Source organism: Streptomyces sp. MJM8645, from assembly GCF_001625365.1.
Classification (GTDB): Bacteria; Actinomycetota; Actinomycetes; order Streptomycetales; family Streptomycetaceae; genus Kitasatospora.
Genome location: NZ_LJJF01000002.1, coordinates 333413 through 360339, shown reverse-complemented (window position 1 = coordinate 360339; position 26927 = coordinate 333413). Strand labels below are relative to the sequence as shown.

The 26927-nt window shown below is 71.5% G+C and carries 22 protein-coding genes and 1 pseudogene; 12 read left to right on the top strand and 11 right to left on the bottom strand.

Going from position 1 to position 26927, the window contains the following annotated elements:
• Positions 1-179: 179 nt before the first annotated feature.
• The 3 genes and pseudogenes from A6F73_RS41855 to A6F73_RS43610 form a co-directional block, all read right to left on the bottom strand.
• Positions 180-788: a hypothetical protein gene (locus tag A6F73_RS41855; RefSeq protein WP_159398649.1), complete on the bottom strand. Its 609-nt coding sequence runs from the start codon at positions 786-788 to the stop codon at positions 180-182.
• Positions 789-909: 121 nt separating this feature from the next.
• Positions 910-1437 carry a transposase gene (locus A6F73_RS41850; RefSeq protein ID WP_279634981.1) on the bottom strand — a complete coding sequence of 176 codons (528 nt, stop codon included), beginning with the start codon at positions 1435-1437 and terminating at the stop codon, positions 910-912.
• A 292-nt stretch (positions 1438-1729) separates the two neighbouring features.
• Positions 1730-1909, bottom strand: a pseudogene (locus A6F73_RS43610) (pirin family protein); the annotation flags it as partial.
• Between A6F73_RS43610 and A6F73_RS41845 the strand changes: the two are divergent.
• A complete protein-coding gene (locus tag A6F73_RS41845; protein ID WP_063351947.1) occupies positions 1887-2099 on the top strand; it encodes a hypothetical protein in 213 nt (70 codons plus the stop codon). The pseudogene A6F73_RS43610 and the gene A6F73_RS41845 overlap by 23 nt on opposite strands.
• A 49-nt stretch (positions 2100-2148) precedes the next feature.
• Here the strand turns inward: A6F73_RS41845 and A6F73_RS40925 are convergent, their stop codons facing one another.
• Together A6F73_RS40925 and A6F73_RS40920 are read right to left on the bottom strand one after the other, a co-directional pair.
• On the bottom strand, positions 2149-3036 hold the full coding sequence (locus A6F73_RS40925; protein WP_063352706.1) for a serine hydrolase: 888 nt from the start codon (positions 3034-3036) through the stop codon (positions 2149-2151).
• 71 nt (positions 3037-3107) lie between these two features.
• The gene (locus A6F73_RS40920; RefSeq protein ID WP_063351946.1) at positions 3108-4055 is read right to left on the bottom strand and encodes a LysR family transcriptional regulator; all 948 of its coding nucleotides are present in this window, start codon (positions 4053-4055) and stop codon (positions 3108-3110) included.
• 115 nt (positions 4056-4170) lie between these two features.
• On the opposite strand from A6F73_RS40920, the gene bla reads away from it, so the two are divergent.
• On the top strand, positions 4171-5106 hold the full coding sequence (gene bla, locus A6F73_RS32435) for a class A beta-lactamase (RefSeq protein ID WP_063351945.1): 936 nt from the start codon (positions 4171-4173) through the stop codon (positions 5104-5106).
• A 111-nt stretch (positions 5107-5217) separates the two neighbouring features.
• Positions 5218-6285: an MBL fold metallo-hydrolase gene (locus A6F73_RS32430; protein ID WP_208869229.1), complete on the top strand. Its 1068-nt coding sequence runs from the start codon at positions 5218-5220 to the stop codon at positions 6283-6285.
• 9 nt (positions 6286-6294) lie between these two features.
• Here the strand turns inward: A6F73_RS32430 and A6F73_RS32425 are convergent, their stop codons facing one another.
• Positions 6295-6855 (bottom strand): MarR family transcriptional regulator, encoded by a 561-nt coding sequence (locus tag A6F73_RS32425; protein ID WP_063351944.1) that lies wholly within the window; start codon positions 6853-6855, stop codon positions 6295-6297.
• A 115-nt stretch (positions 6856-6970) separates the two neighbouring features.
• On the opposite strand from A6F73_RS32425, the gene A6F73_RS32420 reads away from it, so the two are divergent.
• Positions 6971-8467, top strand: coding sequence for an MFS transporter (locus tag A6F73_RS32420; RefSeq protein ID WP_063351943.1), 1497 nt, complete (start codon positions 6971-6973; stop codon positions 8465-8467).
• Positions 8468-8657: 190 nt separating this feature from the next.
• Here the strand turns inward: A6F73_RS32420 and A6F73_RS32415 are convergent, their stop codons facing one another.
• Complete coding sequence (locus A6F73_RS32415; protein ID WP_244293784.1) at positions 8658-10100, bottom strand: DUF2079 domain-containing protein; 1443 nt, start codon at positions 10098-10100, stop codon at positions 8658-8660.
• 130 nt (positions 10101-10230) lie between these two features.
• Between A6F73_RS32415 and A6F73_RS32410 the strand changes: the two genes are divergently transcribed.
• From A6F73_RS32410 to A6F73_RS32400, 3 genes are all read left to right on the top strand, one after another.
• Entirely contained in the window at positions 10231-10905 is a 675-nt protein-coding gene (locus tag A6F73_RS32410) for a response regulator transcription factor (RefSeq protein ID WP_063351942.1), read from the top strand.
• Entirely contained in the window at positions 10898-12385 is a 1488-nt protein-coding gene (locus A6F73_RS32405) for a HAMP domain-containing sensor histidine kinase (RefSeq protein ID WP_079136456.1), read from the top strand. Before A6F73_RS32410 ends, A6F73_RS32405 begins: the two co-directional genes overlap by 8 nt.
• A 179-nt stretch (positions 12386-12564) precedes the next feature.
• Positions 12565-13359, top strand: a complete 795-nt coding sequence (locus A6F73_RS32400) for a hypothetical protein (RefSeq protein ID WP_063351941.1) — start codon at positions 12565-12567, stop codon at positions 13357-13359.
• A 6-nt stretch (positions 13360-13365) separates the two neighbouring features.
• Here A6F73_RS32400 and A6F73_RS32395 read toward each other — a convergent pair whose 3' ends face one another.
• Positions 13366-16008, bottom strand: coding sequence for a BTAD domain-containing putative transcriptional regulator (locus A6F73_RS32395; protein WP_079136455.1), 2643 nt, complete (start codon positions 16006-16008; stop codon positions 13366-13368).
• Positions 16009-16233: 225 nt separating this feature from the next.
• Here A6F73_RS32395 and A6F73_RS32390 point away from each other — a divergent pair, with 225 nt between their 5' ends.
• From A6F73_RS32390 to A6F73_RS44215, 3 genes are all read left to right on the top strand, one after another.
• Positions 16234-16806, top strand: a complete 573-nt coding sequence (locus A6F73_RS32390; protein WP_063351939.1) for a hypothetical protein — start codon at positions 16234-16236, stop codon at positions 16804-16806.
• Between the two features lie 515 nt (positions 16807-17321).
• Positions 17322-18989, top strand: a complete 1668-nt coding sequence (locus A6F73_RS32385) for a hypothetical protein (RefSeq protein ID WP_063351938.1) — start codon at positions 17322-17324, stop codon at positions 18987-18989.
• A 109-nt stretch (positions 18990-19098) separates the two neighbouring features.
• Positions 19099-20598 carry a transglycosylase family protein gene (locus A6F73_RS44215; protein ID WP_063351937.1) on the top strand — a complete coding sequence of 500 codons (1500 nt, stop codon included), beginning with the start codon at positions 19099-19101 and terminating at the stop codon, positions 20596-20598.
• A gap of 218 nt (positions 20599-20816) precedes the next feature.
• Here A6F73_RS44215 and A6F73_RS32375 read toward each other — a convergent pair whose 3' ends face one another.
• The gene (locus A6F73_RS32375; protein ID WP_063351936.1) at positions 20817-21485 is read right to left on the bottom strand and encodes a TetR/AcrR family transcriptional regulator; all 669 of its coding nucleotides are present in this window, start codon (positions 21483-21485) and stop codon (positions 20817-20819) included.
• An 89-nt stretch (positions 21486-21574) separates the two neighbouring features.
• On the opposite strand from A6F73_RS32375, the gene A6F73_RS32370 reads away from it, so the two are divergent.
• Entirely contained in the window at positions 21575-23857 is a 2283-nt protein-coding gene (locus A6F73_RS32370; protein ID WP_079136453.1) for a DPP IV N-terminal domain-containing protein, read from the top strand.
• Between the two features lie 459 nt (positions 23858-24316).
• Positions 24317-24487: a hypothetical protein gene (locus tag A6F73_RS41840; protein ID WP_159398647.1), complete on the top strand. Its 171-nt coding sequence runs from the start codon at positions 24317-24319 to the stop codon at positions 24485-24487.
• A 759-nt stretch (positions 24488-25246) separates the two neighbouring features.
• On the opposite strand, the gene A6F73_RS32360 is transcribed toward A6F73_RS41840, so the two are convergent.
• Positions 25247-26503 carry an MFS transporter gene (locus tag A6F73_RS32360; protein WP_063351934.1) on the bottom strand — a complete coding sequence of 419 codons (1257 nt, stop codon included), beginning with the start codon at positions 26501-26503 and terminating at the stop codon, positions 25247-25249.
• A gap of 135 nt (positions 26504-26638) precedes the next feature.
• Complete coding sequence (locus A6F73_RS32355) at positions 26639-26881, bottom strand: acyl carrier protein (RefSeq protein ID WP_063351933.1); 243 nt, start codon at positions 26879-26881, stop codon at positions 26639-26641.
• Between the last annotated feature and the right edge of the window lie 46 nt (positions 26882-26927).

The window sequence follows — 26927 nt, the reverse complement described above, 5'->3', positions numbered from 1 at the left end:
GCATGATCCACTCGACGTACCCGGCGAGACCACGGAAAGACCTCCCGCCGCGGTGGTCCCACGGATGAGAGTGACTGGGGCTGAACAGCAGGTCTCACAAGAGAGCTTGGAAGTTCTCCTGGCCGGCGTCTCTGGTATCCAACTCGATCCGTCCGTTGACCGTGGCCGCCCGCAGCACATCACGGGGCACGGACAGCAGATTCTCGTACTGCTTGAGGCGCGCACGGTCGTTGACATGCGGCATTGAAGATCCTCGCTGGCGACAGCCCGGACTGCGCCGCGAAGTGAGACTGTCGTCTGCTGGCACGGCGAATCGCGAGGAGGTTGGGCATCCCACCCGCCGGCTCACGGGCACATTTCGTCCGGGCGAACGGCCAGCCGTGGACCACCCGAACAGGGTGATGCCGTGCACCCGGCGGGTGCGGTTCGATGTGCGCGGGGCTGGTGTAGGCGGCGTCGACTACGTGCTCGGCTGGGGTGAGGCTGATCGCGGCCAGGTCGTTGTTGATCACGGGGGTGAGTTCGCCGTCCTGGACCGGGGCGATCGTGGTGGCCACGTGTACGACCACCTCCGGCAGCTCTGACGTGCACGTCTCGGTGAAATGGGTGCGGTAGCCGGACCGGGCGGTGTCTCGTTTGACGCAGTAGTGCGCGTCTGTGTCGTACGGGGAGTCGAACCGCAGCGAGGCGGGCGGCAGGGCGTGGCCGTCGCGCCAGCACAGCCGCCCGCGGGCGTCCCAGACGTAGTGGTGGACCCAGACCCGGCGCAGGATCTCTACCTGCGCCAACGCCTTCAGCCGGGGCGGGGCGTCGGCGCTCCAGGCTGCGGTGAGGATCCTCTGCCCGTCCCGGCCGAAGGTCTCGGCCAGAGCGGTGACCCCGGCCTTCCCGTCAGGGACCCTGCCGATCTCAACCTTGCGACCGTAGCGCTTGTCCCACTCCGGCTCGATCAGCGGCAGCAGCCAGTCTGGGGCCGCCTGGGCGAGCTATTCGAGTGCGGCCCGCAAGCTCTCGCCCACCAGTTCCAGCCGGCTGCGTACGCACACCCGCGAGCACGTGGGTGGCGTCGGTGTGCTGTCGGCCGCCGGCCTTCAGCAGTCCGGCCTTCACGAGCCGACGCAGCATCACCCGCAGCAGCCGGTCTGCCGCGTCGCCCTCGGCCAGCCGGGCCCGGAACTCGCACAGCACCGAGTGGTCGAACCCGGGATCGTCCAGGTCCAGGCCCAAGGCGTACTTCCAGTCGATCCTGGTGCGGACCGCGTTCGCGGCCGCGCGGTCCGACAGGTTCTCCGCGAACTGCAGCGCCGACACCAGCGCCAACTGCCCGGGTGACAACCCCGGACGACCGGCTTCGGATACAGGTCGGCGAACTCCCCGTCCTCGAACGCCACATCCAGCCGGTCCCGTATCAGCATCGCCGGCGTGCCCTTCGGGCACGCCGCCCACGCCGTCACCACCGTTCGCCGGGGAATGCCCTGGAAACTCCAGACCCGCAAGGACATCTCCGCCCCTCTCCCCGAAACCACCCCGCTCCACTCCAGCGAACCGCCGAGCGAACGACCTGTCAGCACCCCACACAAGATCGCCAATAGATTCCTGGTATTGGACCAATTAAGTTTCTGATCAATAGGGAGGAAGGATGCCCCGCTCTCGTGAGGGTGCCGAGAGTGCTGCAGGTGGGGAGTGCGGCAGTCGGGCTGCCGCACTCCGCGCCCGTCGAATGCGCAGGTCAGCGAATGCGTCCGCGCGGCTTGAGGGGGATTCCCGGGAGCTCCGGGGCGGGGAGACGGTCGCCCGGGTAGCCCTGGACCTCGCAGAAGCGGTCGAGGTTCGCAGAGCTCATCCATTCCTCGCGCGCTTGGGTAATGTCTTGGTGAGATCGCCCGATGAAGTTCCACCACAAGGCGATCCTGCGCCTGGTCGGCGGGGAAGTGCACGTGAGCACCATGCACGAACGGACCGTCCCCAACCCCGGAAAGCAGTTCCCGGTGGCGATCGTCGGTGGCACCGGGAACTACCGGGCCATCACCGGCGACGGCACCCTGGAGTACACCACTTCCGACGGCACCACCAGTGTTCTGAACTACAGCGTTCAGTAGGGCGCCGGGAGTTGAACCGCGAGTCGAACTTGTCGTGTGACCTCGCAGGTCACCGGACCTGCTGATCTGCTGGCGGGCCGTCGCCCCTTCCGGTCGCCATCGCCCGTAGGGCGTCGACGGCGAGGCGGGCGGTGGTGCCGATGGCGGCGTCGGCGGCGGGGAGGGTGATGGTGGTGGCGGCGGCGCGGGTGAAGATGGCGAGGGCGTAGCGGCCGCCGTCGGGGTATTCGACGACGCCGACCTCGTGGCGCAGGGTCGGGAGGGTGCCGGTCTTGCCGTGGACGCGGACGTCGTCGTAGGGGAAGCCGGAGGCGAGGCGGTGCGGCCAGACCTGGAGGCCGAGCAGGCGGCGGAGGGCGGCGCCGTGTTCGCCGGGGCAGGCGTCGCCGTGCCAGAGGGCGGCGAGCAGGGTGGTCATGTCGCGGGCGGTGCTGCGGTTGGTGAAGGTGGGGTCGAGGACTCTGAGGCGGGCGACGACGGCGGGGTCGACGGGGGAGTCCCGGCCGGTGTCCTCGGCGAGGGCGGCGATGAGGTCGCGGAGCTTGTGGACGGCGACGGTGCGGGTCAGGCCGAGGTCGGCCATGGTGCGGTTGACGGTGTCGAGGCCGATCTCGTCCCAGAGGACGTCGGCGGCGGCGTTGTCGCTGACGGCGACGGTCAGGTAAGCGAGGTCGCGCAGGGAGAGCCGGGCGGCGTCGAGCATGGCGGCCAGGCCGGTGCCTCCGGAGGTGCGGCCGGCGGCGGGGACGTCCACCTGCCGGGTGAGGTCGATCCGTCCGGCGGCGGCCTCGCGGAAGAGCGTGACCAGGAGGCAGAGCTTGTGAACGCTGGAGGTGCTGACCGGGGTGTCGGCGTCGAGGGCGATCTCGGTGCCGGTGTCGAGGTCGCGGACGTGCAGCCGGCCGCTGACGCCGGCGTCGGCGAAGGCGGCGGCGATGCGGGCGCGCGCGGTGCGGGCGCCGGCGGGGCGGTCGCCGGATGCGCGGTTGCCGAAGGCGCGGTCGCTGGTCACAGCGGGAACTCCATTGCGGGCCGGGGGAAGAGCGGGGGGTTGGGCGGCTGGGGCAGGAGGCCGCCGTGTTCGGTCAGCGCCTCGTGGGCGGCTTCGGCGAACAGCCGGACGGCGGGCCCGCCGCTCCCGGTCGGCCAGGCCGTGGAGGTGCGCCAGGCCAGCGGGGTGCCGGTCAGCGGACGCCAGACTGTACCCGGTGGCGGCGCGGTGCGTGGCACCAGGGCGACGGCGCTGCCGGTGAGCACGAGTGCGCCCGCGACGTCCGGGCCGGGCGGGTCGACGACGGCCTCGGGCGTGCAGCCGTGCCGGGCCAGGGTGGTGAGCATCTCGTCGTACAGCGCGGGGGCGGTGGCGCGGGGGAAGAACACCAGGCGCCGGCCGGTCAGTTCGGCCACCGCCAGCTCCGGGCGGTCGGCGTCCGGGCTCCCGGCGGCGAGCAGGACGCCGAGCGGCTGGTGTAGGACCGGCCCGAACGCCAGCCCGGCGGCCGGACACGGGTGGCGGACGACGGCGACGTCCACCGTGTGCTGGGCGAGTTCGCGCGCCATGACCGCGACCGGCAGTTCCCGCAGTTCGAGCCGGGTGCCGGGGGAGGCGCTCTCGAAGCCGGTGAGCAGCGCGGCCAGGACGGCCGGCCCCAGCTCGGGCGGCACGGCCGCGCGCAGGGTGCCCGCCCGGCCGGTGCGCAGGTCGGCGGCGGTGGCGAGGAGGCGGGCGGTGCTCTCCAGCACCTCCTTCGCCTCCGCGAGCAGCAGCAGGCCCGCCGGGGTGAGCTCGACTCCGCGCGGGCCGCGGTCGAACAGGGTCACGCCGAGCTCGCGCTCCAGACGCTTGATCCGCTGGGAGAGCGAGGGCTGGGCGATCCGCAGGCGCTCGGCGGCGCGGCCGAAGTGCCGGTCCTCGGCGACAGCGCGGAAGTGGCGTAGGTGCCCCAACAGGTCCATGGCCAGCAATCATAGGCATTCTTATATTGATCTCTTCACCATAGTCGTCTTGGACTGATGGCCCGACGGCCTGTTTAGCTGAGGGTGACGACACGAACCACCTGGGAGACCACCGATGACGACTGCCCTCCGCCGCCCCCGTACCGTGCTGCCCGCCGTGGCCCTGCTCGCGGCCACCCTGCTGAGCGGGTGCGGCTCTGCGGGACTCACTAGCCATGCGGGTGCCGGCACGCCCGCCGCGGTATCCAGCGCGATGCCTGCGGCGGATACGACGAGCGCTTCCTTCAAGGGACTTGAGCAGCAGTTCGGTGCCCGCCTCGGCGTGTACGCGGTGGACACCGGCAGCGGCCGGGAGATCTCCTACCGGTCCGACGAGCGGTTCGCGTTCGCGTCCACGATCAAGTCGCTCGCCGCCGGCGCCCTCCTGCGCAAGGCCTCCGACGCGGAGCTGGACAAGGTGGTCGCGTACCGCCAGGAGGACGTGCTGTCGTGGGCGCCGATCACCTCGCAGCACGTCGCCACCGGCATGAAGGTGCGTGATCTGGCCGCCGCCGCGATCCAGTACAGCGACAACACCGCCGCCAACCTCGTCATGGCCGAGCTCGGCGGCCCGGCGGCCGTCCAGCAGTCGCTGCGCGACCTCGGGGACCAGACCACCAGCGTCGACCGCAACGAGCCCACCCTCAACGAGGCGACCCCGGGCGACACCCGCGACACCAGCACCCCCAGCGCCTTCGCCGCCGACCTGCGCCGCTACGCCCTCGGCGACGTCCTCGCGGAGGACCGGCGCCGACTGCTGACCGACTGGCTTGTCGGCAACACCACCGGCGCCCCCTACATCCGCGCGGGCGTGCCCACCGACTGGAAGGTCGGCGACAAGACCGGCAACGGCGGCTACGGCACCCGCAACGACGCCGCCGTCGCATGGCCCTCCGGCGGCCGGAGCCCGGTCGTGATCGTCGTCCTGTCCGACCGCGGCAAGGCCGACGCCACCTCCGACGACGCGCTGATCGCCCAGGCGACGAAGACCGTCGTCGGCGCCCTCGGCTGAATACCCCCGAGCAGCAACACCCCTGACCACCAAGAGCCCTGACCACCAACACCCCCGACCACCAAGAGCCCTGACCGCCATGAGTGCCGACCACCAGGAGCCCCGACCGCCGTGATCCACCCCACCCGCCGGACCGCCACGGACGCCGACTTCACCAGACGCCGCTTCGCCCAGCTCGCCGCCCTGGGCATCGCCGCCGGAGCCGCGCCGATCGCCGCCTCGGCCCCGGCCTCCGCCTCGGCCCCGGCCTCGGCCCCGGCCTCGGCCCCGGCGTCCACCGCCGCGAGTGCGCCGTCCGCCTCCCGCCCGCACTACGACCGCGCCCGCCGCCTCGCCGGCGACGACCCCGTGCTGCGCGCCCTGGTGACGGCGCTGACCCCCGGCTCCGACCTTCCTGACCTGCCCGCGCCGGCGCCCGTCAAGCTGTTCGACAACCTCGTGCTCCTGAGCGCGGGCTGGGTCTCCGCGATGGCGGTGCTGACGGACGACGGCATCGTGCTGATCGACGCACTCACCTCCCCGGCCGACGCCGACGGCATCATCGTCCCCGGGCTGCGCGCGGTCGGAGCCGATCCGGCGGCGATCAAGCACGTCGTCCTCACCCACGGCCACTCGGACCACTTCGGTGGCGCGCAAACCCTCGCCGACCGCTACGGCGCCCGCGTGCACATGTCCCCGGCCGACTGGGACCTCCTCGCCCGCACCCGCCCGGCCGACGCCCCCGCCCGGGACCTCGACATCGCGGACGGCGAGCAGCTGACGCTCGGCGGCACGACGATCGAGCTGCACCACACTCCGGGCCACACCCCCGGCACCGTCTCGCCGGTCATCCCCGTCCGGGCCGGCCGCAGGCACCACAGCGCGATGCTGTGGGGCGGCCTCAACCCGCCCTCGACGGTGGAGGAGCTGCGCACCTTCCTCGCGTCCGTCCACGCCTTCCGGGCCGTCATGCGCCGGGTGAACGTGGAGGTCGAGCTCTCCAACCACCCGAACGACCACGGCCTCGAACGCGCCGAACAACTGCGCCACCAGCCGCCCGGCGCCGCGAACCCCTTCCTCCTCGGCGGCCCCCGGACGCAGCGGTACATGGCGGTCATGGACGCGATGCTGCGCGGCCGGATCGCCGACGCCGAGGCTCCGACGGCCCGGGGCGTCGCGGCACCGCTCACCTGCTGCTGAGCGTCCGGATCATTCCCGACTGGGGGCGGACGTGCCGGGGGCGGAGGCGCCGGGGGAGTGCGACGCCTTCGAGTCCTGCTCCCCGAGGTGGGTGTCCAAGGCGGTGTTCAGGTCGGCCATGAACGCTTCGAACTGCTCCAGGAGCCGGGGCGGGTAGTTCGACATCGCGGCGTCGAGGCGGTGGGCGACCGGGTCGAAGAACTCCTCCGCCCGTTCCCGGATGTGTCCTCCGCCGCGCAGGGTGACGATGCGCCGGTCGGTGTGTTCACGGGCGCGGGTGATGTGTCCCGCGGCTTCGAGGCGGTTCAGGAGTGCGGTGGTCGCTCCTGTGGACAGGGAGATCCGCTCGCTGAGCCGGGCCGGTGACAGGGGGGTTCCGCGCTCCTCGGCGGCGGTGATCTGGAGCAGCGCGATGGCGTCGGTGGAGTGCAGGCCGAGCCAGGCGGCGAAGCGGCGGCCGAGCTCCGTGTAGTGGGTGCCGTAGATCCTCAGCGCTTCCGTCAGGCGCTCGCGCTGTTCCGCGACCTTGTCGCGTTGTTCCGCGGTCTTGTCGCGCTTGGCCTCTTCCACGGGACCCTCCACCCTCGTCGTCCGCCGCGCGGTCACATCGGCATTCCAGGTTGACAACCTATCTCCATCATTTTACCTTCACTGTGAAATTACTTCACCATGGAGGTATCTGCTCGTGTCCGCCCCTGCCCCCACCCTCGGCACCACCACCGAGCCCTACCGGTGGCGGTGGTTGATCCTGGCGGTCATGATCACGGCCGAGATCATGGACCTCCTGGACGCTTCGATCGTCAACGTCGCCGGCCCTGACCTGGAGGAGTCCCTCGGCTCCGGCCCCGTCGGACTGCAATGGGTCATCGGCGGCTACGCCCTCACCCTGGGCGCCGGCCTGGTCCTCGGCGGCCGCCTCGGCGACCGGTACGGCCGGCGCCGGATGTTCCTGGTCGGCCTGGCCGCCTTCACCGCGAGCTCGCTGCTGTGCGCGCTCGCGCCGAACATCGAGTCGTTGATCGCCTTCCGCCTGCTGCAGGGCACCGCCGGGGCGCTGCTGCTGCCCCAGGGCCTGGGCCTGCTGCGGGAGAACTTCTCCGGGCCCGAGCTCACCAAGGTCTTCGCGATCTTCGGGCCCGTCCTCGGTCTGGGCGGCATCATCGGCCCGGTCCTGGGCGGCTTCCTCATCGAGGGCGACTTCTTCGGCCTCGGCTGGCGATCGGTGTTCCTGATCAACCTGCCCATCGGAGTCGCGGCCCTGATCGTCGCCGCGAAGTTCGTCCCCGGCAGGGCGGGCAGTCGCACGGTACGGGTCGACATCACCGGCGCGGCCCTGATCGTGGCCTCGTGCGCCCTGCTCGTGCTGCCGCTGAACCAGGGACAGGAGGACGGCTGGCCGCTGTGGACCTGGCTGAGCATGGCCGCCTCCGCGATCGGCTTCGCCCTGTTCGCCCTTCAGCAGCGCCGAACGGCCGCCGCGGGCCGCGAACCGCTGGTGACCCCCGCCCTGCTCCGCAAGCCCGCCTTCACCGTCGGGCTCGGCGGCATCGCCCTGTTCTTCGGCGGGATGATCGGCACCCAGCTCGTCCTGACCCTCTACCTCCAGATCGGCAGGCACTTCACCGCAGGTGAGGCGGGACTGGGCAACCTGCCCCTCGCGGTGGGCACCGCGATCGGCGGCGCCGTCAGCGGCGCTTTCCTCGTGAACAGGATCGGCCGTGGCGTGCTCCAGATCGGACCGCTGGTCCAACTCGCCGGTGCGGCCGCGCTGTGGTTCGAACTCGACGGCCTCGACACCGCCACCTTCTCCATCTGGGACATCGTTCCCGGCACCGTCGTGGCGGGCATCGGCGCTGGCATGGTGATCGCCGCCCTGTTCAGCTTCATCCTCGCCGCCGTCGACGACCAGGAGATCGGCTCCGCATCCGGAGTCCTGACCGCGGTCCAGGCGGTCGGCGGCTCCATCGGCGTCGCCGTCTTCGGCTCGGTCTTCTTCGACCAGGTCAAGACCGGCGACTTCACCACCGGCTTCCACCACGCGCTGATCGTCCAGGCGTGCCTGCTGGTGGCGTTCCTCGCCATCACCTTCCTCCTGCCCAGGGAGGCCCGCCCCGACGAGGAGCAGCACGGCACCACCCCCGAGGCCGCCACCGACCCCGGCACCAGGCACCTCACCGTCTGACGCCGGGCCGGGAGACCGCGCCGCACCGACGACCTGAGCGGCCAGGTCGGTGCCGAGACCCACGTGCACAACGACTACGTCACCGGCGGCCTGGAGCCGGCCCGGGTGGCCGGGGCCGGCTACCTGGTGCCCGCCGCAGCGCACGTGTCCTTCGCCCGTACCCCGGTGGCCGACACTCCCGCGGAGGCCGTCATTCCCGCGTGCCGAGGTGGTAGACGGTGACGCCGCCGGCGCTCGCGACGGGACGGTAGCCGGCGGCGGGGAGGGCGCGAAGGGCTTCGGCCTCCTGGCCGGCGGGGAAGAGGCCGTCCCGCGGGTGGTCGGGGGCCGCGACCCAGTCGGGCTTCGCGCCGGGGCCTCCGGGGTAGTACGGGAACAGGAAAACCCGGGTGCGGTCGGTGAGTTGGGGCGCGATGCCGTTGGCGGCAGCCACCTGCGCACCGTCCGGGATCACCCGCAGCACCCCGCGCACGGCGTCGGCCGTCGCGTCGCGCTGCCAGGTGGCGGGCCGGGCCAGCTCGGCGAGGGGGCGGAAGGGCAGGGCGGCAACCGTCACCGCGAGCCCGACGGCCACGAGGCCGCAGGCCGTCCACCGCCGCAGGCCGTGCCGTGCGCGGAGCCGGGCCAGGGCGTCGGCGAAGGCGACGAAGATGATCGGCATCAGGACGGCGCCGTAGTGGAAGCCCGTCCCCCAGTAGGCGGGGTTGGTGGACCAGAACCGCCAGGCGAGGGTGGGGAGCGCGAGCAGGATCAGTGGAGAGCGCAGCGCCAGGAACGCGGTGGGGGCCAGCAGTACGGCGACGGTCCCCCACTTCTGGGCGGGCAGGAGCAGCCTGGTCACGGGGTCGTCGGACGGACCGCCCACGTTGGACAGGTAGGTGTAGACGCCGTCGGGATTGAGGGCCGGGATGACGACCAGCACCACCAGCGCCACGGTGGCGGCGGCGAGCGCGACGACGGCCACACCGAGTCGGCGGCGGCCGTGCCAGAACAGGTAGCAGCCGACGGCCACGACCGTCGCCGCCTGGTCCTCCTTCACGAGCAGCAACGGCAGCACGCACCACGCGGCCGCGCGCCACCTCCGCAGCGTCAGCCGCTCCAGGGCGAAGGCCAACAGCGGTACGGCGAAGGCGATTTCGTGGAAGTCGAAGGACACCGCCTGCTGCAGGCCGACCGACAGCCCGTACCCCACGCCGATGCCCGCGCCCGCCCACGGACCGGCCGCCCGCGCCGCCACCCTGGTCACCGGGACGGCGGACACGGCGAGCAGCGCCGCCTGGGCGACCAGCAGGGTCAGCGGGGAGGGGAACACCCGGTAGAACGGTGCGAGGGTGGCCAGAATCGGGTGGAAGTGGTCCCCGAGCAGGTGGAACCCCGGCCCCTTCAGCTCGGAGACCGGCGCGCGGCCCTCGGCGTAGCCGCGGACGGCCTGCTCGAAGATCCCCAGGTCGAAGCCGGACGTGCGCAGGTGCAGATGGCGGGAGACGGACAGCGCGCCGTAGGCGGCGAACAGCACGGCGGCGAGCGCCCAGGGCAGCAGGGCGGTCCGGCCCGGCCGGGCCTGGGGCTGGGACTGGGCCTGGAGCTGGGGTTCGACCGTGGCGCGGGGTGCGCGGGTCAGGGTCAGAGTCACGGGGCTCACCTCGCGGTAGGGCGGACGTGGGGCGACCCCCGAAGCGTCCGACCCGCCCTCTGAAGATCCGCTGAAAGAGCCTGAAAGCACCTTCAGGAACCGCGACACCCCCCGTGACATGCTGAGACGCATGCGCGTACTGGTGGTGGAGGACGAGACCCGGATGGCCGACGCCCTCCGGGACGGGCTCGAAGCGGAGGGCTACACCGTGGACGTCGTCCACGACGGCCGCTCCGGCCTCTGGTACGCGCGCACCGGCGACTACCGGGCGATCCTGCTGGACGTCATGCTCCCCGGCCTCAACGGCTACCGGGTCTGCGCCCAGCTGCGCCAGGAAGGCGTCACCACCCCGATCCTGATGCTCACCGCCAAGGACGGCGAGTACGACGAGATCGAGGCCCTGGACACCGGCGCCGACGACTACCTCGCCAAGCCCTTCTCCTACCCGGTCCTGGTCGCCCGGCTGCGGGCCCTGGTCCGCCGCGGCGGCGCCGAACGCCCGCCCGCGCTGACCGTCGGCGACCTGGTCCTCGACCCCGCCGACCGCTCCTGCCGCCGCGCCGGCACCCCGATCGCCCTCACACCCCGCGAGTACGCCGTCCTGGAGTGCCTGGCCGAACGCCCCGGCGAGGTCGTCGCCAAAACCACCATCCTCGACCAGGTCTGGGAGAGCGGCTACGAGGGCGACCCGAACATCGTCGAGGTGTACGTCAGCGCGCTGCGCCGCAAGATCGACGTCCCGTTCGGCCGGAACTCCATCCTCACCGTGCGCGGTACCGGCTACCGGCTGGACTCCCGTGGCTAGGCCGCCGCGGCTGCTGCGCTCACTGCACTCTCTGCGCTCGCTGCGGGCCCGTTCCGCCGCAGCGGCCGGCCTGGCCGCTGCGGCCGCCTTCACCACGGGCGCGTTCTGGCTCAGCCACAGCCTCTACGACTCCCAGTTGAACGACGCGAAGGTCGCCGCACAGGCCCGCCTCGACGTGGCGGTCGCGGACATGCGCACCGGCCACGTCCCGGCGAGCGGCCTGCTGCTCGGCGACCGCGTCTACGCCCTCGTCCTGGACTCCGGCCGGCTCCTGGAGGTCAGCCCCGACCTCGAACCCTTCCGTGCCCAGGTCGCCGCCCAGCTCACGCCGCTGCCCGAAGGCGGGCAGGTCTCCCGCATCCTCACGCTCGACGCCCCCGCCCCCGCCACCGCCACCGGCGCTGCGAACCGTCTGGCCCACCGCACCCTCCCCCTGTACGGGCAGAGCGCCGGCGGCATCGACGGCCGCGCCCTGCTGTCCGGCTTCGGCGAACCCGACCGGGGCGAGCGCACCGTCACCGCCTACCTGCTCGTACCGCCCTGGGACGCCGAACGCGTCCAGGAGTCCGTCCAGCGGCTGCTGCTGGTCGCCGGGCCCTTCGCCGTCCTGCTGGTGGCCGCCATCGCCTGGGCGGTCACCGCCCGGGCGATGCGCCGGGTCGAGGCGATCCGCGCCCAGATGGCCTCCATCACCGCCCAGCACCTCGACCGGCGCGTCCCCGTCCCGCCCACCGCCGACGAGATCACCCACCTCGCCACCACCACCAACCAGACCCTCGAGAAGCTCGACCACGCCGTCACCGCCCAGCGCCGCTTCGTCGCCGACGCCTCCCACGAACTGCGCAGTCCCCTCGCCGGACTGCGTACCTCCCTGGAGGTCGCCCTCACCCACCCCGACCGCACCGACTGGCCCACCGTCGTCCGCGCCGCCCGCGCCGACACCGTCCGCCTCCAGCACCTCGCCGACGACCTGCTCCTGCTCGCCCGCCCACCCGTCGCCGCACCGGCCCACCACACCCGGGTCGAACTCACCGACCTCGCCCGCGACGTCGCCGCCGAACTCCCGCACGGCACCAGCCGGATCACCGTCCACGCCGACCGCCCGCTGGAAGTCCCCGGCAACGCCGCCCAACTCCACCGCCTGCTCCGAAACCTGCTGGAGAACGCGCTGCGCCACGCCGCCGACCACGTCACCGTCACCCTCACCGAGGACCACGGCCCCGACGGCCACTGGGCCGTCCTCGAAGTCCTGGACGACGGCCCCGGCATCCCCGCCCCCGACCGTGAACGCGTCTTCGCCCCCTTCACCCGCCTCGACGAGGCCCGCACCCGCGACACCGGCGGCGCCGGACTCGGCCTCGCCATCGCCCGCGACCTGGCAACCCGCCACCACGGCACCCTCACCCTCGCCGATTCCCCCGCCGGCGCCCGCTTCCTCCTCCGCCTCCCCCTGCCACCCCACCCCGCCCGCACTCCGTGAGCCCGCCCGACCCAGCGCTTGACCAGGTCGTCAACCGACTGCTGCGGCTGAGTGACAAAAGGAGGGCTCCCCAGGGAGGCTCACGATGTGACGAGTCGACTCCTCTTAACTTCTCCTGAGATTCGGACGCGTCGCCCAGCGGGCGGTCCAGCGCGTTCGCCACCCATGGAGGTCGTTGGATGAATCGCCGTCCCCGGGTCGCAGCGTCGCTGGCGGGCGCGGCCATCGCCCTCGCGTCCCCGTCGGCGGACGTCGCCGCGCAGGCGTCCGCACGGCATGCGTTCGGCTCCCTGTGGATTCAGGACGGGGACGGCGTGGGGGAGGGAGGACACCACGACCACAATCCCCCGCGTGACTGCCACAGTGCCCGCCGTGTCATCCTCATCGACCAGAGCTTCCGAATCATCCTGAAGAACGGCCGGCACGGGCCGGAGGCTCTCGTTCTCCAGGGGTCCACGTCATCCCCGTCCTCGTCGCCGGCAGCACCATGGGACAACTTCGCTCCTTCAACGTATTTGGACGTGAACTATCCCACCCAGACCAGTAACCAGTATGAGTGGAAGATCCGTGACTTCTTCAGGGAGCACCCGCTCTTCGTGGTGAAGGCGTTCGACCGCCACGAACGGGTCTTCTCCTTCCCGGCCACCCACTGCATCGACAAGCACGACGGCGGTGAGCGCGGTGAGGGCGACCGTGGTGACGGCGCTCTTCTGTACGGGGGCGGAGCTGCCGACGGGAGCGACCCGTCCGGCTCCCCGTCGCCCCAGGCGACGGACAGTCCTCAGGACGGCCAGTCTGCGTCGGAAACCCCCAGCTCCGGGGCCACCATCCCCCCTCCTCCGCGCTCCGCCGCGGCCGAGGGCAGGCACAGCCGTCTGCTGAGCGCGGACCACGTCGGCATCGCGGTCGGCGGTTTGCTGGTGGTTCTGGGAGTGCTGGCCACGGCATGGATCCGACGTCGTTCCGGCACGTGACACGCCTCAGGGTCGCCGGTCGGTCGTGGCGGGCGGAGTGAAACCCAGTGCGGCCAGGATCGGCAGGTTCGAGGTCAGCTGGTGCGCCGGCAGCTCCGTGTAGATCTCGTACGCGGCGTCCCAGGCCTGACGGGAGCGCTGTTCGCGCCCCAGTGCCCGGTGGGCGGCGGCCAGTCCTGCCAAGGCGTGGGCCCGCTGGGCGGGATAGCCTGTCAGGCGGCTGCTCACGGCGAGGGACCGTTCGTAGTGCCCGACCGCCTCCTCCGGCCGCCCGAGGGCGTGCTGCGCCGCGGCCAGGGTGTTGAGCAGAGAGCAGTCCATCGGCCCGTTCCGCTGGGCCCTGGGCCGGGCGAGCACGCGGCTCGCGTGGTCCGATGCTTCCTGGTAGCGGCCCAGGAGCAGGTAGGTCGGGGCCAGGCTGGTACGGCAGAGGTCGGCCGTCCAGTCGTCGGTCTCCGGGCCGTCGGCCGTCAGCAGGTCGAGGGCCTGCTCGTAGTACTCCCCGGCGTCGGCGTAGTGGCCCGTGAAGTAGTGGTAAGCGCCGAGGTTGGCCAGGGCCCGGCCTTCGGCGCACCGGTCGCCGGCGTTGTGGGCGAGACCCCTGGCCCGCTGGAATGTCCGCCGGGACAGGGTGAGTTCGCCCAGGGCGCCCCAGACGTGGCCCAGGTCGTTGAGGCCGTGTGCCTGGGCGCTCAGGTCGCCCAGGCGGCGGGCGGCGGCTACGGCCGTCCGGCCCAGGGCCACCCCTTCGGTCTGCGGCGAAGCGCGGTGGAGGTAGCTCCACAGCAGCGCGGGCAGTTTCCAGGCCGTTTCGTCGTCCCCGCGTTCGTGAGCGTGGCGGACGGTGGCGAGCAGGTGGGCGGTGGTCAGGCGGCCGAGGAGCCGGTCGCACTCGTCGACGGCGTACGCGGACAGGGTCGCGGCGACGGGGGCGCTGATGTCCACCCCCGGGAACAGGCCGAGCCGGCGGAACAGGCGGCGGGCGGCGGGGTCGAGCGCCTGGTAGGAGAGGCCGAAGGCCGATCGCAGGGAGGAGCGGTCGTCACCGTCGGCCTCCAGGGCGCCCAGGCGGTCGGTGGAGGAGGCCAACTCGTCGGCGAAGGCGACGAGATCACGCTGCGGCCGATCGCGTAGCTGGGCCGCGGCGATGCCGAGCGCCAGCGGGAGGTGCCCGCAGGCGTCGAGCAGCCGGGCGCCGGCCTGCCGCTGCGCCTCGGCGGTGTCGGCGGTGTCGGCGGTGTCGGCGGTGTCGGTGCCCAGGATGCGGGCGAGCAGCGCCTGCCCCTCGGCGGGGGTGAAGCCGTCGAGCGCGACCCGGTGGGCGCCCTCGCGGGCGACGAGTCCGGTGAGACGGTCCCGGCTGGTGATCACGACGGCGCAGCCGCTGCCGCCCGGTAGCAGTGGCCTGACGTGCTCCGGGCCGGCGGCGTCGTCGAGGACGACGAGCATCCGCCGCTCCGCCAGCAGCGACCGGTAGAGCGCGGACGCCTCGTCCAACTGAGCCGGTATGGACTCGGCCGTCACGCCCAGCGCGCGCAGGAACGCCGCCAGCACCCCGTGCGGGGAGCGGGGGCCGGCGGCGGACCAGCCCCGCAGGTCCGCGAACAGCCGTCCGTCGGGGAACCGCTCCCGCGTGAGGTGGGCCCAGTGCAGCGCCAGCACGGACTTCCCGACCCCGGCGGCACCCGTGATCACGGCGCACGGTGCCGCCGTTGGGCGGGCGCCGGGCTCCCCGGTGGCCAGCACCCGGTCCAGTACGAGCAGTTCGGGGGCGCGGCCGACGAACACGGAGAGGCCGGAAGGGAGTTGCTCGGGTCGCGGGTCCGCCGGGGACGCCGCAGGGGCGACGCCGGTGGTCGGGGCGGTCCGGTCCGGACGGGCGGTCGGTGCCGGATGGGCGGTCGGTGCCGGTGAGGGTGTCGGTGTCGTACGGGGGAGGAGGAGGGCCCGTTGGAGGTCCTGGGCCTCAGGTGTCGGGTCCAGCCCCAGGTCCTCGGAGAGTCGGGAGGCATGGCGCCGGTAGGCCTCCAGCCCGTCGCCGTGTCGGCCCGAGCGGTGCAGGGCAGTCAGCAGCTGCCGCACCAGGCGGTCACGGAGCGGGAAATCGGCGACCAGGCCGGTCAGTTCCGCGGCGACCTCGCGGTGCCGCCCCGCCTCCAGCTCCAGTTCGTAGAGCCGCTCCAGCACGGCCATCCGCTGCTCCTCCAGGCCGGCCGCGAGAGCGGCGAAGACCAGGCCGGGCAACCCGTCCAGCGCGGGGCCGCGCCACAGCTCCAGGGCTTCGCGCAACCGGGGGACGGCCTGCGCCGCGTCCAGGTCCGCTGCCGCCGCGACCCGGGAGGCGAACAGGCGGTGGTCCACCCGGGCGTCGTCCGCCACCAGCCGGTAGCCCGCGCCGTCGGTCACGATGGGGGAGGCCGCCCCCGTGCCGAGCATACGGCGCAGCAGGCCGACCATGTTGCGGATCTGGCGGTCCGCCGTGGCCGGAGGCTCCTGGTCCCAGACCGTGTCGACCAGTCGGGCGACCGGGACGGTCCGGTTCGAGTGCGCCACGAGCATCGCCAGCAGACTCCGCTGACGGCGTCCACCCAACCGTACGGGAGCGGCCCCGGCCCACACCTCCAGGGACCCCAGGATCCTGAACTCCATGTCCCCCCACCGGCGATGCCGAGGCACCTCCCTTGGGAGGCACCGGTGTTGACGAAGCGTCACACCGCGCCCGGGTGTGTCACCTGAGCTGTCACGTGCCGGCACGCGGCAGCGCGCGTCACGACAAAGCAGTGATCAGATCATGCCAGAATCGTGCAGCCGATTGAGAGGGTTGCCGTGCACCGGCCGAAAGGCGCCGGTCTTCGACCCAGGAGTTGATCAACCATGGCACGCTCCCTCAAGCGCATCGGAGCCGTCCTCGCGGCGACGGCGATCGCACTGTCCCTGTCCGGCGCGGCCACGGCCGTCGCTCAACCCACGACGGCCGCAGACTCGACCCGACACTGCGTGGTGAACGCGCAGGGCGGCCAGGCGCAGTGCTTCGGCACCTACCGGGAGGCCATCAGCCATGCCACCGGCGGGCGGGTCGCCGACGCCCCGCCGACCGCCGCCGAGGCCGCCCGCGACAGCGCGTTCGCCAAGGAGCTGAACAGCCCGGCCGGCCTCTCCGACCTGGTGGTCCTGGGGACGATCTACCAGGACTTCTTCTTCGGCGGCCAATCGGTGACCTTCACCGGCCCGCACGCGTGCTACAACGGGAACGCCGCCGACTACTCCTTCGACATCCCCGCCCCGCTCCAGGACCACGTCTACTCGGTGCGCCCGTACGCCAACTGCTGGTTCAACCTGTTCACCGGATTCCAGGCCACCGGCTACGAGAGCCCCAGCTACAAGGGTGAGACCGTCTCGGTGGACGAGGCCTGGCGGACCCACGCCAAGTCGTTGACGCTCGGCTGAGCCACGGTCCCGACGTCCTTCCCCGGCAACCTCGGCAACCCCCCGTAGCCGCAGGGGCAAGGCCGGGGCAGGGGCGTATGACTGCCACCGGTACCTGTCCCGCCTCGTCACCAGCGATGGCGGGACAGAGCCGTTGGTGCAGAACTGGTCGCCAGGTGATCAGGACGTAGCCGTCGCCCCGCGGGCTCCGGAGGCGTTCTGGGCGTTGGCGCCAGCGGCGGCGCCGGCGCTGTCGAGGTGAGGCTGCCGGCGGGGTCGAGTCCGGCCAGGGAGAGCGCCGGAACCTCCGGGCTGGCCGGAACGGGCCTGGGCCGATTCAGGCCAGCCGAAGGCCCTTTCGAGGCTCCTGACCTGTGGTGAGACTGGTGACCGCCGCCAGGGAGCACCTGCCCGGGGCAGCACACCGGACCAGGTGTCACCGACCGCTGCTCCTGGAGGGCAGCCGTCACGGCCCGGTGTGTGCCGAGCACCACGCACGGCCGATCCCACCCCTCTCTCCCCGCTGGAGCACCGTCATGCCTTCGAAGACGTCCAAGCTGCTGCGCGTCACGCTCGCCGCCGCCATCGCCGCCTCCGGTGCCGTGGTCGTCACGGCCGTCACCGCCGGGAGTTCGTACGCGGCGACGACCTCCTCGGTCGGCGGCCAGATCACCCGCTCGGAGATCCTCGCCCGCGCCCAGTTCTGGTACGGCAAGAACATCGGCTACGACCAGGGCGGCTCGTACCCGGACTCCTCCGGCCGCGGCTACCGCACGGACTGCTCGGGCTACGTCTCGATGGCCTGGCACCTCGGCACCAGCGCCAACACGCAGGGCCTCGCGGACAGCTTCACCTACCAGATCAGCCGCAGCGACCTGATGCCGGGCGACATCCTGAACTCGTACTACGACCACGTCATCCTCTTCGAGAAGTGGGACGACGCCGCCCACACCACCTTCTCGTACTACTCCTTCGGCAGCACACCGGTGAAGCACCGGACCGGTATCTCGATCAACGCCGCGTCCCTCGACTCGCACCCGAACGGCGACTACAAGGCGCTGCGCTACAAAAACGTCGTCAACGACCCGGCGCCGGGTTCGGCGTGGGTGCCGGCGTTGGGTGACGGTGGTTCGGTGAGTGGTGCTGACGGTACGGCTTACACCTTCACCCGTAGTGCCGATGGTCATCTTCAGGGGACTGCGAGGTATCCGACTGACAAGTGGGCGACGGTTGACCTCACCAATGTCGTTGGCACTCCGGTTTCGGCGGGTGGTGCGCCCAGTGCGTTCGTTCAGCAGAACGGCACCGTCGGTGTGGTCAGTGCCAATGCTGCCAACGGCCATCTGCAGATCACTTACAAGAACACCTCCGGTCAGTGGGCCACCAGCGATCTCACCAACCAGGTCGGCACCCCGGTCACCGGGGGTGCGGTTCGTGCCACGACGGACCCTGACGGCACTCTCGCCATCTACTCCCGCGGTTCGGCCGACGGCGGTCATCTGAGTCTCACCGCCCTGCAGTCGAACGGCAGTTGGGCGACCGTCGACCTGACCAACGTCGTCGGCACGCCGATTTCCGCCGGTGGCGCACCCTCGACCTTCACCCAGAAGAACGGCACCGTCGGTGTGGTCAGCGCCAATGCCGCCAACGGCCACCTGCAGATCACCTACAAGAACACCTCCGGCCAGTGGGCCACCAACGACCTCACCAACCAGGTCGGCACCCCGGCGACGGACGGCGCTGTCAGCGCCACCACCGACCCTGACGGCACGCTCGCCATCTATTCCCGGGGTTCGGCCGACGGCGGTCATCTGAGTCTCACCGCCCTGCAGTCGAACGGCAGTTGGGCGACCGTCGATCTCACCAACGTCGTCGGCACGCCGATCTCGGCGGGCGGTGCGCCCAGCTCGTTCGTTCAGAAGAACGGCACCGTCGGTGTGGTCAGTGCCAATGCCGCCAACGGCCATCTGCAGATCACCTACAAGAACACCTCCGGCCAGTGGGCCACCAACGACCTCACCAACCTGGTCGGCACACCCGCCACCGACGGCGCTGTCAGCGCCACCACCGACCCCGACGGCACGCTCGCCATCTACTCCCGCAGCTCCCTCAACGGCGGCCACATCAACCTCACCGCCCTGCAGTCGAACGGCAGCTGGGCCACCGTCGACCTCACCAACATCGTCGGCACCCCCACCAGCTGACCCCCCAACCAGACCGACGGCTGACCATCGGTCCTGACGTCGGCCGGGGGTTTTCCCCGGCCGACGCCCATCCCGCCACCGCGCCGCCCCAATGCCAACGGAGTTGACCGTGACCACCCGCACCCGCCGCACGTCCGCCCTCGCCCTGCTCGCCTCCAGCCTCCTCGCCTGGGGAACCTCCGCCCTCACGACCGGGCAGGCCTCGGCCGCCTCCGTGTCGACCTGGGACAAGGTCGCCGCCTGCGAGAGCGGCGGCAACTGGTCGGTCAACACCGGCAACGGCTACTACGGCGGCCTGCAGTTCACGAAGAGCACCTGGCTCGCCTACGGCGGCGGCCAGTACGCCCAGTACCCGAACCAGGCCACCAAGGAGCAGCAGATCCTGATTGGCGAGAAGGTCCTTGCCGGGCAGGGCGAGGGCGCCTGGCCGAGCTGCGGTCCGAAGGCGGGCCTGGGCTCCGACCACGCCAACCCGTACCCGTCGACCACCACTCCGCCGGGTTCGGCGTGGGTGCCGGCATTGGGTGACGGTGGTTCGGTGAGTGGTGCTGATGGTACGGCTTACACCTTCACCCGTACCGCCGCGGGCCATGTTCAGGTGACTGCCAAGTCTGCGGCCGGCAACTGGGCTACGGCCGATCTGACCAACGTCGTCGGCACGCCGGTCTCTGCGGGTGGAGCGCCCAGCGCGTTCGTTCAGCAGAACGGCACCGTCGGTGTGGTCAGTGCCAATGCTGCCAACGGCCATCTGCAGATCACTTACAAGAACACCTCCGGTCAGTGGGCCACCAGCGATCTCACCAACCAGGTCGGCACCCCGGTCACCGGGGGTGCGGTTCGTGCCACGACGGACCCTGACGGCACTCTCGCCATCTATTCCCGGGGTTCGGCCGACGGCGGTCATCTGAGTCTCACCGCCCTGCAGTCGAACGGCAGTTGGGCGACCGTCGACCTGACCAACGTCGTCGGCACGCCGATTTCCGCCGGTGGCGCACCCTCGACCTTCACCCAGAAGAACGGCACCGTCGGTGTGGTCAGCGCCAATGCCGCCAACGGCCACCTGCAGATCACCTACAAGAACACCTCCGGCCAGTGGGCCACCAACGACCTCACCAACCAGGTCGGCACCCCGGCGACGGACGGCGCTGTCAGCGCCACCACCGACCCTGACGGCACGCTCGCCATCTATTCCCGGGGTTCGGCCGACGGCGGTCATCTGAGTCTCACCGCCCTGCAGTCGAACGGCAGTTGGGCGACCGTCGATCTCACCAACGTCGTCGGCACGCCGATCTCGGCGGGCGGAGCGCCCAGCGCGTTCGTTCAGAAGAACGGCACCGTCGGTGTGGTCAGTGCCAATGCCGCCAACGGCCATCTGCAGATCACCTACAAGAACACCTCCGGCCAGTGGGCCACCAACGACCTCACCAACCTGGTCGGCACACCCGCCACCGACGGCGCTGTCAGCGCCACCACCGACCCCGACGGCACGCTCGCCATCTACTCCCGCAGCTCCCTCAACGGCGGCCACATCAACCTCACCGCCCTGCAGTCGAACGGCAGCTGGGCCACCGTCGACCTCACCAACATCGTCGGCACCCCCGCCAGCTGACCCCCCAGCCAGACCGACGGTGAAACGGCCCGGCCCTGAAGAGGCCCTGTCCCATCATCAGTGGTACCGAAGCGTGACGGGCCCGTCGCTGACGGCTCATGCGAGATGTCAACGAGCTTGTGAGTGTGGTGTTTTCGGGATTACGGGGCAGCGCCCGGTGACCGGTGTGTCTCCCAATCACGGAAGAGCAGCTCATGAGCGCCGCCGGCGTCAGGGCGTCAGGGCGATCGTGGGAGCGAGGCGAGGATGGCGTCGAGGCCGAACTCGAAGACGTCCCGCTGGGTGAAGGTCGGGAAGTCGACGGTGGTGGCGTGCATCGCCGGGTACACCTCGGCCGGGAGGCGGGCCCACTGTTGGCGGACCCGTTCCCAGTGCTGCGGGTCCTCGTCCCAGACCCGGCGGACGGGGTAGAGCGTGGCGCAGCCGAGGACGAAGCGGATCAGCGTGGCCAGCAGGCCGATCGCCGTCCGGTGGTCGACCTTCAGTCGGGCCAGGCGGGCGTAGATCTGTTCGGACATGCGGGCCTCGACGTCGCCGACTCCGTCGGAGGGGGTGTTGATCTGCAGGAGGGCCGGGTGCGTGATGAACAGCTCGAAGTAGGCGTGCATCACCTGCCGGAGCCATGCGACGTCGTCGAGGTCGGGGTCGGGCCACTGGAATCGGCTCAGCAGTTCCGCGGTGACGGCGAGGAGGATCGCGTCCTTGTCGCGGAAGTGCGTGTAGAGCGACATCGGGCGGACGCCGAGGTGGTCGGCGAGCCGACGGATGGTCACCGCGTCCAGTCCGTCGCGGTCGATCAGTTCGATCGCCGCGTGGACGATGGCCTCGGGGCTGAGGGTGCCGCGGGGTGCGCGAGCGGGCGCTGTCTTGTGCCTGGGCGATGACATTGGGGTTCCTGATTCGTTCGGGACCGCAGTTCCATCAGCGTACCGTACGCTGTACTGTTCCTGGATCGAGACTGATTCCAGGAGGCCGGATGTCCATGAACGCACTCCCCGCCATCGCCTACGACCGAGCTGAACGGATGCTGCTGCACAACCGATCCCGGCTCGCCCTGCGGGCCAAGGCGAAGCCCGTCTGGATCGGCGGCGGCGAGAGGTTCTGGTACCGGGTCGAGACCGAGCGGGGCGGCGAGTTCGTGCTGGTCGACCCCGCCGCCGGGACCCGGGGGCCGGCGTTCGACCCCGAACGACTCGCCGCCGCGCTGGCGTCCGCCGCCGGCCAGCCGGTCCAGCCGTACGCACTGCCGTTCCGGGCGGTCGAGTTCGCGGACGGGACGGTCGCGTTCGACGCGTTCGGCGCGCGCTGGACCTGCCGGCTGGCCGACTACCGGTGCGCGCGGGACGAGAAGCACGCCGAACCCTCACCGCTGGAAGTCGCCTCGCCGGACAAGAAGTGGGCGGCGTTCCGCCGCGACCACGACCTGTGGGTGCGTTCGGCCGAGACGGGCGAGGAGTTCGCGCTCACCGCCGACGGCACCGCGGATCGCAGCTACGCGGCCCACCCCGACGCGGCGGTCCCCACCCACCTGCTCGGCAAGCTCGGTCTTGCGGACATGCCGCCGGCGCTGCTGTGGTCGCCGGACTCGGCGCGCATCCTCACCCACCGCACCGACCAGAGCGATGTCGCCCTGATGCACCTGGTCGAAGCCGTCCCGCCGGATGGCGGCCGGCCGCGCCTGCGCAGCTACCACTACCCGGTCCCCGGCGAGCCGATAACCTGCGGCGAGTGGATCGTCTTCGACGTCGCGTCCCGGACCGTGACACCCGCCAAGACCGACCCGTTCCTGCTGCCCTACATGTCGCCTGTCACGCTGAAGAAGGCGTGGTGGGCCAAGGACAGCACGGCCGTCTACTACCTGGATCAGCCCCGTGACCTCCGGACGCTGCGGCTGCACGCACTCGACCCGGCGACCGGCGAGGTGCGCACCCTGGTCGAGGAGCACGGCGACACGCGGGTGGAGGCCGCGCAGGAGATCACCCAGAAGCCGATCGTGCATGTGCTCGCCGGCGGCCGCGAGACGCTGTGGTACTCCCAGCGCGACGGCTGGGGGCACCTGTACCGCTACGAGGACGGGGAACTGGTCGAACAGCTCACCCGAGGGCCGTTCGCGGTGCAGCAGATCGTGCACGTCGACGAGGCGGAACGGGTCGCGTACGCCGTCGTCTCAGGACTGGTCCAGGCCGACCCGTACCGACGGTCGCTGGTCCGGGTCGGCCTGGACGGCGGCGGGATCGCCAAGCTCACCGACGACGATCTGGACCACGTGATCACCGCGCCGGAACACGGCCGCTGGTTCGTCGACTCCGCGTCGACCGTCGACACCCCGCCGACGATCACCGTGCGTGACCGGGACGGAGCCGTGCTGGTCGAGCTGGAACAGGCCGACATCACACCGCTGCTGGCCGCCGGCTGGACGCCGCCGGAGCGGGTCAGGACCCTGGCCGCCGACGGCGTCACCGAGATCTACGGCGTCCTCTACAAGCCCCACGGCTTCGACGCCGCGCAGCGCTACCCGGTGATCGACCACCCCTACCCGGGCCCGCAGATCCACCGGGTGGCGGCCTCCTTCGACCCGGGCACCTACGGCTACGACGCCGAGGCGGTGGCGGCGCTGGGCTTCGCGGTGCTGGCCGTCGACGGCCGCGGAACGCCCGGCCGGGACAAGGCCTTCCACGATCACGCCCACCGCAACATGGGCAGCGCGGGCGCGCTCGAAGACCATGTCGCGGCGCTGCGCCAACTCGCGCAGGCGCGTCCGTGGCTGGACCTGGACCGGGTCGGCGTCTTCGGCGTCTCCGGCGGGGGATTCACCACTGCCCGCGCCCTCCTGGCGTTCCCCGACTTCTACAAGGTCGGCGTGGCCGAGGCCGGCAACCACGACAACCGCCACTACCACGCGCTGTGGGCCGAGGCCTACGACGGACCGTTCGACCCGGACGCCGGGGCCCGGCTGTCCAACACCGAGCTGGCCGGGAACCTGGTCGGCAAACTACTGCTCGTCCACGGCGACATGGACGACAACGTGACACCGCATCTGACGATGCGGCTGGTCGACGCGCTGATCGCCGCGAACAAGGACTTCGACCTGCTGATAGTCCCCGGCGTCGAGCACAGCTTCCTCGGCCGCAGCGGCTACGTCGCCCGACGCCGCTGGGACTACCTGGTGCGCCACCTCATGCACCGCGAGCCGCCGGCCGGCTACCGGCTGGCGGACGTCCCGCTCTCCCTGGAACTGCTCGAAGCCCTCTTCAGCTGACCTGGAAAGGACCTTCCCCATGCCCACCTTCTCTGCCCGGGCCCGGCCCTTCTTCTTGAACCGCGAGTAGCCGCCGGCCCGGCCGACACGACGGCCCGGCCGGCGAGTCGAACCAGTTCCCGAACGCCGTGTCCGCATCGATGAACGCGGACTGGAACGCGTCGGTGGATACCTCATGCCACCACGGACACGGCGCCGGCGGACCATGGAAGCTGCCCTCACGGTCTCGGGGCACCTCGACCTCGACCGGGCCGGCGAGCACGTCGGCGGGTGCGACGGGGAGGTGGTGGCCGTAGGAGGTGTCCAGTTCCAGGTCCGTCATCAGGTCGGCGAATCGCCGACTCTCTCCTACGGCCCGACGGGGCTCATGAGAAGGAGCTGCTGCTTCCGGCGAAGGGGCTGGGCTCCGTCGAGGGGCTGAGCTCGCCCGGAGCGCTGGACGCGGCCGGGGAACCGGGCGTGGCCGAGAGGCTGGGCACGGCGGAGGGGCTGAGCTCGTCCGAGCGGTTGGGGGTGGCCGAGGGGCTGGGTACGGCTGGGGAAGCGGGTGCGGCCGAGGGGCTGAGCTCGTCCGAGCGGTTGGGCGTGGCGGAGGGGCTGAGCTCGTCCGAGCGGCTCGGGTACGGCTGAGGGGCCGGCTGTGGGGCCGGCTGTGGTCGAGCGCCGGTGGGCGTGGCGGACGGGCTGGGTGAGGCTGGGGAACTGGGCTTGGTGGAGGAACTGGGCTTGGCGGAGGGGCTGGGCTTGGCCGAGGCGCTCGACGTTGCCGAGGGACTGGCCGTGGCCGAGGGGCTCGGGCGGGGGTCGTGGGGGCAGAGTACGTCGGGGTCTTTGAACCCGTAGCTCAGGCCCCAGTCCCTGTCGCAGCCGCCCCAGTAGGCTCTCACCCAGCCGCAGTAGGGCCCGCCGTAGCTGAAGCAACGGGGCACCGAGTCGTCCGAGTCCGGATCGGTGGAGGGTGACCAGGATGATTCGGCTTCGCTCTGCGAGGTGCCGAGGGCGTTGACCGTGCGGACCTGCGTGGCATCGGAACTCTGGGACGTCCCGCCCATGAAGAGGACGGTCAGGCCGAAGGCTGAGGCGGAGGCCGCCACGATGGAAGCGGCGAGAGCGCGGCGGGTGGAGCGCATGACTGGTCCTCTTGGCTTCGTGGTCTGTGGCACGTGGGATTGCACTCCGGGCACGAGCACCGCCGCTGTGAGCGCCGGAGTTAAACATATGGTCGGAAGACCGTTCAATAGTCGGCGAAGCGCCGCTCAGGCGGCCTTGCCTCGGATTTTCACTCGAAGAGACTCGCCTCGACCCACGTGCCGAGACCGCGCGCAGATCTTCGCCGACGGGGGCCTCTGCAGGGCCCGGTGACCGGCGGATGACCGGTGATCGACACGGTCAACGCAGGGAGCGGATCGCCGGGCTCGTGGCGACCAGGCCGGCGCACGCCAGGACGGCGCTGCCGCAGACCAGGAACAGGGCCGTCGTGCCGTAGGGGAGCAGGGCGCCGGCGATCACGTAGGAGAACGGGTCGAACGCCACCGTGGCCAGCACGACGAGACTGAGCACTCGGCCCAGCAGTTGCTCGGGCACCCGCTCCTGCAGAGTGGCCACGACGACCACTCCGAGGAACCCGGATCCGAGGCCGATCAGCGAGACGACGGCGGTTGCGGCGACGACGTGGGTGACGGCGGCGAGTGCGGCCATGCCTGCGCCGATCGCCGCGACACCGCCGACCACGGTCCGGCCGCGCCGGGCGGGCGGCCGCCACCCGGCCATCAGTGAGCCGGCCAGTGAGCCGGCACCGAAACCGGAGAGCACGACGCCCAGGGATCCCGCGCCGCCGAGGCGTTGATCGGCGAGCACGGCGCCGCCCACCAGCACGGGGCCCACGACCGCGATGTTGATCAGGGCGATGGCGGCCAGCATCCCTCGTACCAGTGGTTCGTGCCAGGCGTATCCCAAGCCCACGCCGAGGGCACGCGCACTGCTGAACTGCTCGCCGTCGACGGCGGCCGGACCGGCGTCGACCCCGGCACCTTCGCCGCGCCGTACCACCCGGATCAGCGTGCTGAGGACGACGGCGGCCAACGCGGCCATCGCCACGATCCCACCGAGCGTCGCGGCGAAGCCGACTGCGGCGATGCATCCGGCGGCCACCGCCGGGCCGACCAGGTCGCCCCCCGACTCCGCGCCCTGCACCAGCCCGTTGACCCGGGAGAGCTTGTCGGTCGGCACGACGGCGGGTAGCAACGCCAGGGCCGCCGGGAAGTACGCGGCGTCGGCGGCGCCGAGCAGCCCGCCGAGCAGCGCGACCGTCGTCAACGACGGTGAGGTGAAGGTGACCAGGGCGCCGAGGGCGAGCAGGACGGCGACCCGGAGCCAGGCGGCGCCGGCCACGACACGGGCGGGACCGAGGCGGTCGACCAGTACTCCCGCAGGAGGCAGGAGCACCGCTCGCGGCAGCGCCACGGCCACCAGAACCAACCCCGTGGCGATTCCGGGTTCCGACAGGTCGAGCACGAAGAGCGTGAGCCAGACGATGAACAGCGCATCGACCACGGCCGCCAGCCCTTGACCCGCGATCAGGCGGCGCAGGTGCGAATCGCCGAGCGGTTCGCGCGGAAGGGGCGGGGCAGTCGGCTCCGTCGTCATCGGTGGCTCTCCGGGGCTCGGGTACGGGGCATCAGCCATGGCGTGGCGGCGGCCCACCGGCAACGCCGGCGGGTCCGGCGCCGGGTGTCACTATGCGATGTGGGTGCCCCCATCGAAGAGCCGTCCCGGCGGCGGTCACCGGTGCTCGGCGACGTAGTTCACCGCGTCGCCGACGGTCCTCAGCCCCGTGACCCGGTCGTCCGGGATCTTCACCTCGAACCTGTCCTCGACCGCCACGGCGATCTCCATCATGGCCAGGGAGTCGACGTCGAGGTCGTCGGTGAACGACGTCTCGGCGCTCACCTCGGCGGAGTCGATGCCGAGGACCTCCTCGACGATCTCGGCAATGGCGTTGAGGATGTCGATGTAGTCCACCACGGGTTCCTCTCTCTGGGGATGGGGATGGGGTCGGCGTCGATCATCG

Coding starts and splice junctions, on each gene's coding strand:
- A6F73_RS41845 (WP_063351947.1), top strand. CDS start 1,887: ATGAAGTTCCACCACAAGGCGATCCTGCGCCTGGTCGGCGGGGAAGTG.
- A6F73_RS40920 (WP_063351946.1), bottom strand. CDS start 4,055: ATGGACCTGTTGGGGCACCTACGCCACTTCCGCGCTGTCGCCGAGGAC.
- bla (WP_063351945.1), top strand. CDS start 4,171: ATGACGACTGCCCTCCGCCGCCCCCGTACCGTGCTGCCCGCCGTGGCC.
- A6F73_RS32410 (WP_063351942.1), top strand. CDS start 10,231: ATGCGCGTACTGGTGGTGGAGGACGAGACCCGGATGGCCGACGCCCTC.
- A6F73_RS32400 (WP_063351941.1), top strand. CDS start 12,565: ATGAATCGCCGTCCCCGGGTCGCAGCGTCGCTGGCGGGCGCGGCCATC.
- A6F73_RS32395 (WP_079136455.1), bottom strand. CDS start 16,008: ATGGAGTTCAGGATCCTGGGGTCCCTGGAGGTGTGGGCCGGGGCCGCT.
- A6F73_RS32390 (WP_063351939.1), top strand. CDS start 16,234: ATGGCACGCTCCCTCAAGCGCATCGGAGCCGTCCTCGCGGCGACGGCG.
- A6F73_RS32385 (WP_063351938.1), top strand. CDS start 17,322: ATGCCTTCGAAGACGTCCAAGCTGCTGCGCGTCACGCTCGCCGCCGCC.
- A6F73_RS32375 (WP_063351936.1), bottom strand. CDS start 21,485: ATGTCATCGCCCAGGCACAAGACAGCGCCCGCTCGCGCACCCCGCGGC.
- A6F73_RS32370 (WP_079136453.1), top strand. CDS start 21,575: ATGTCCATGAACGCACTCCCCGCCATCGCCTACGACCGAGCTGAACGG.
- A6F73_RS32360 (WP_063351934.1), bottom strand. CDS start 26,503: ATGACGACGGAGCCGACTGCCCCGCCCCTTCCGCGCGAACCGCTCGGC.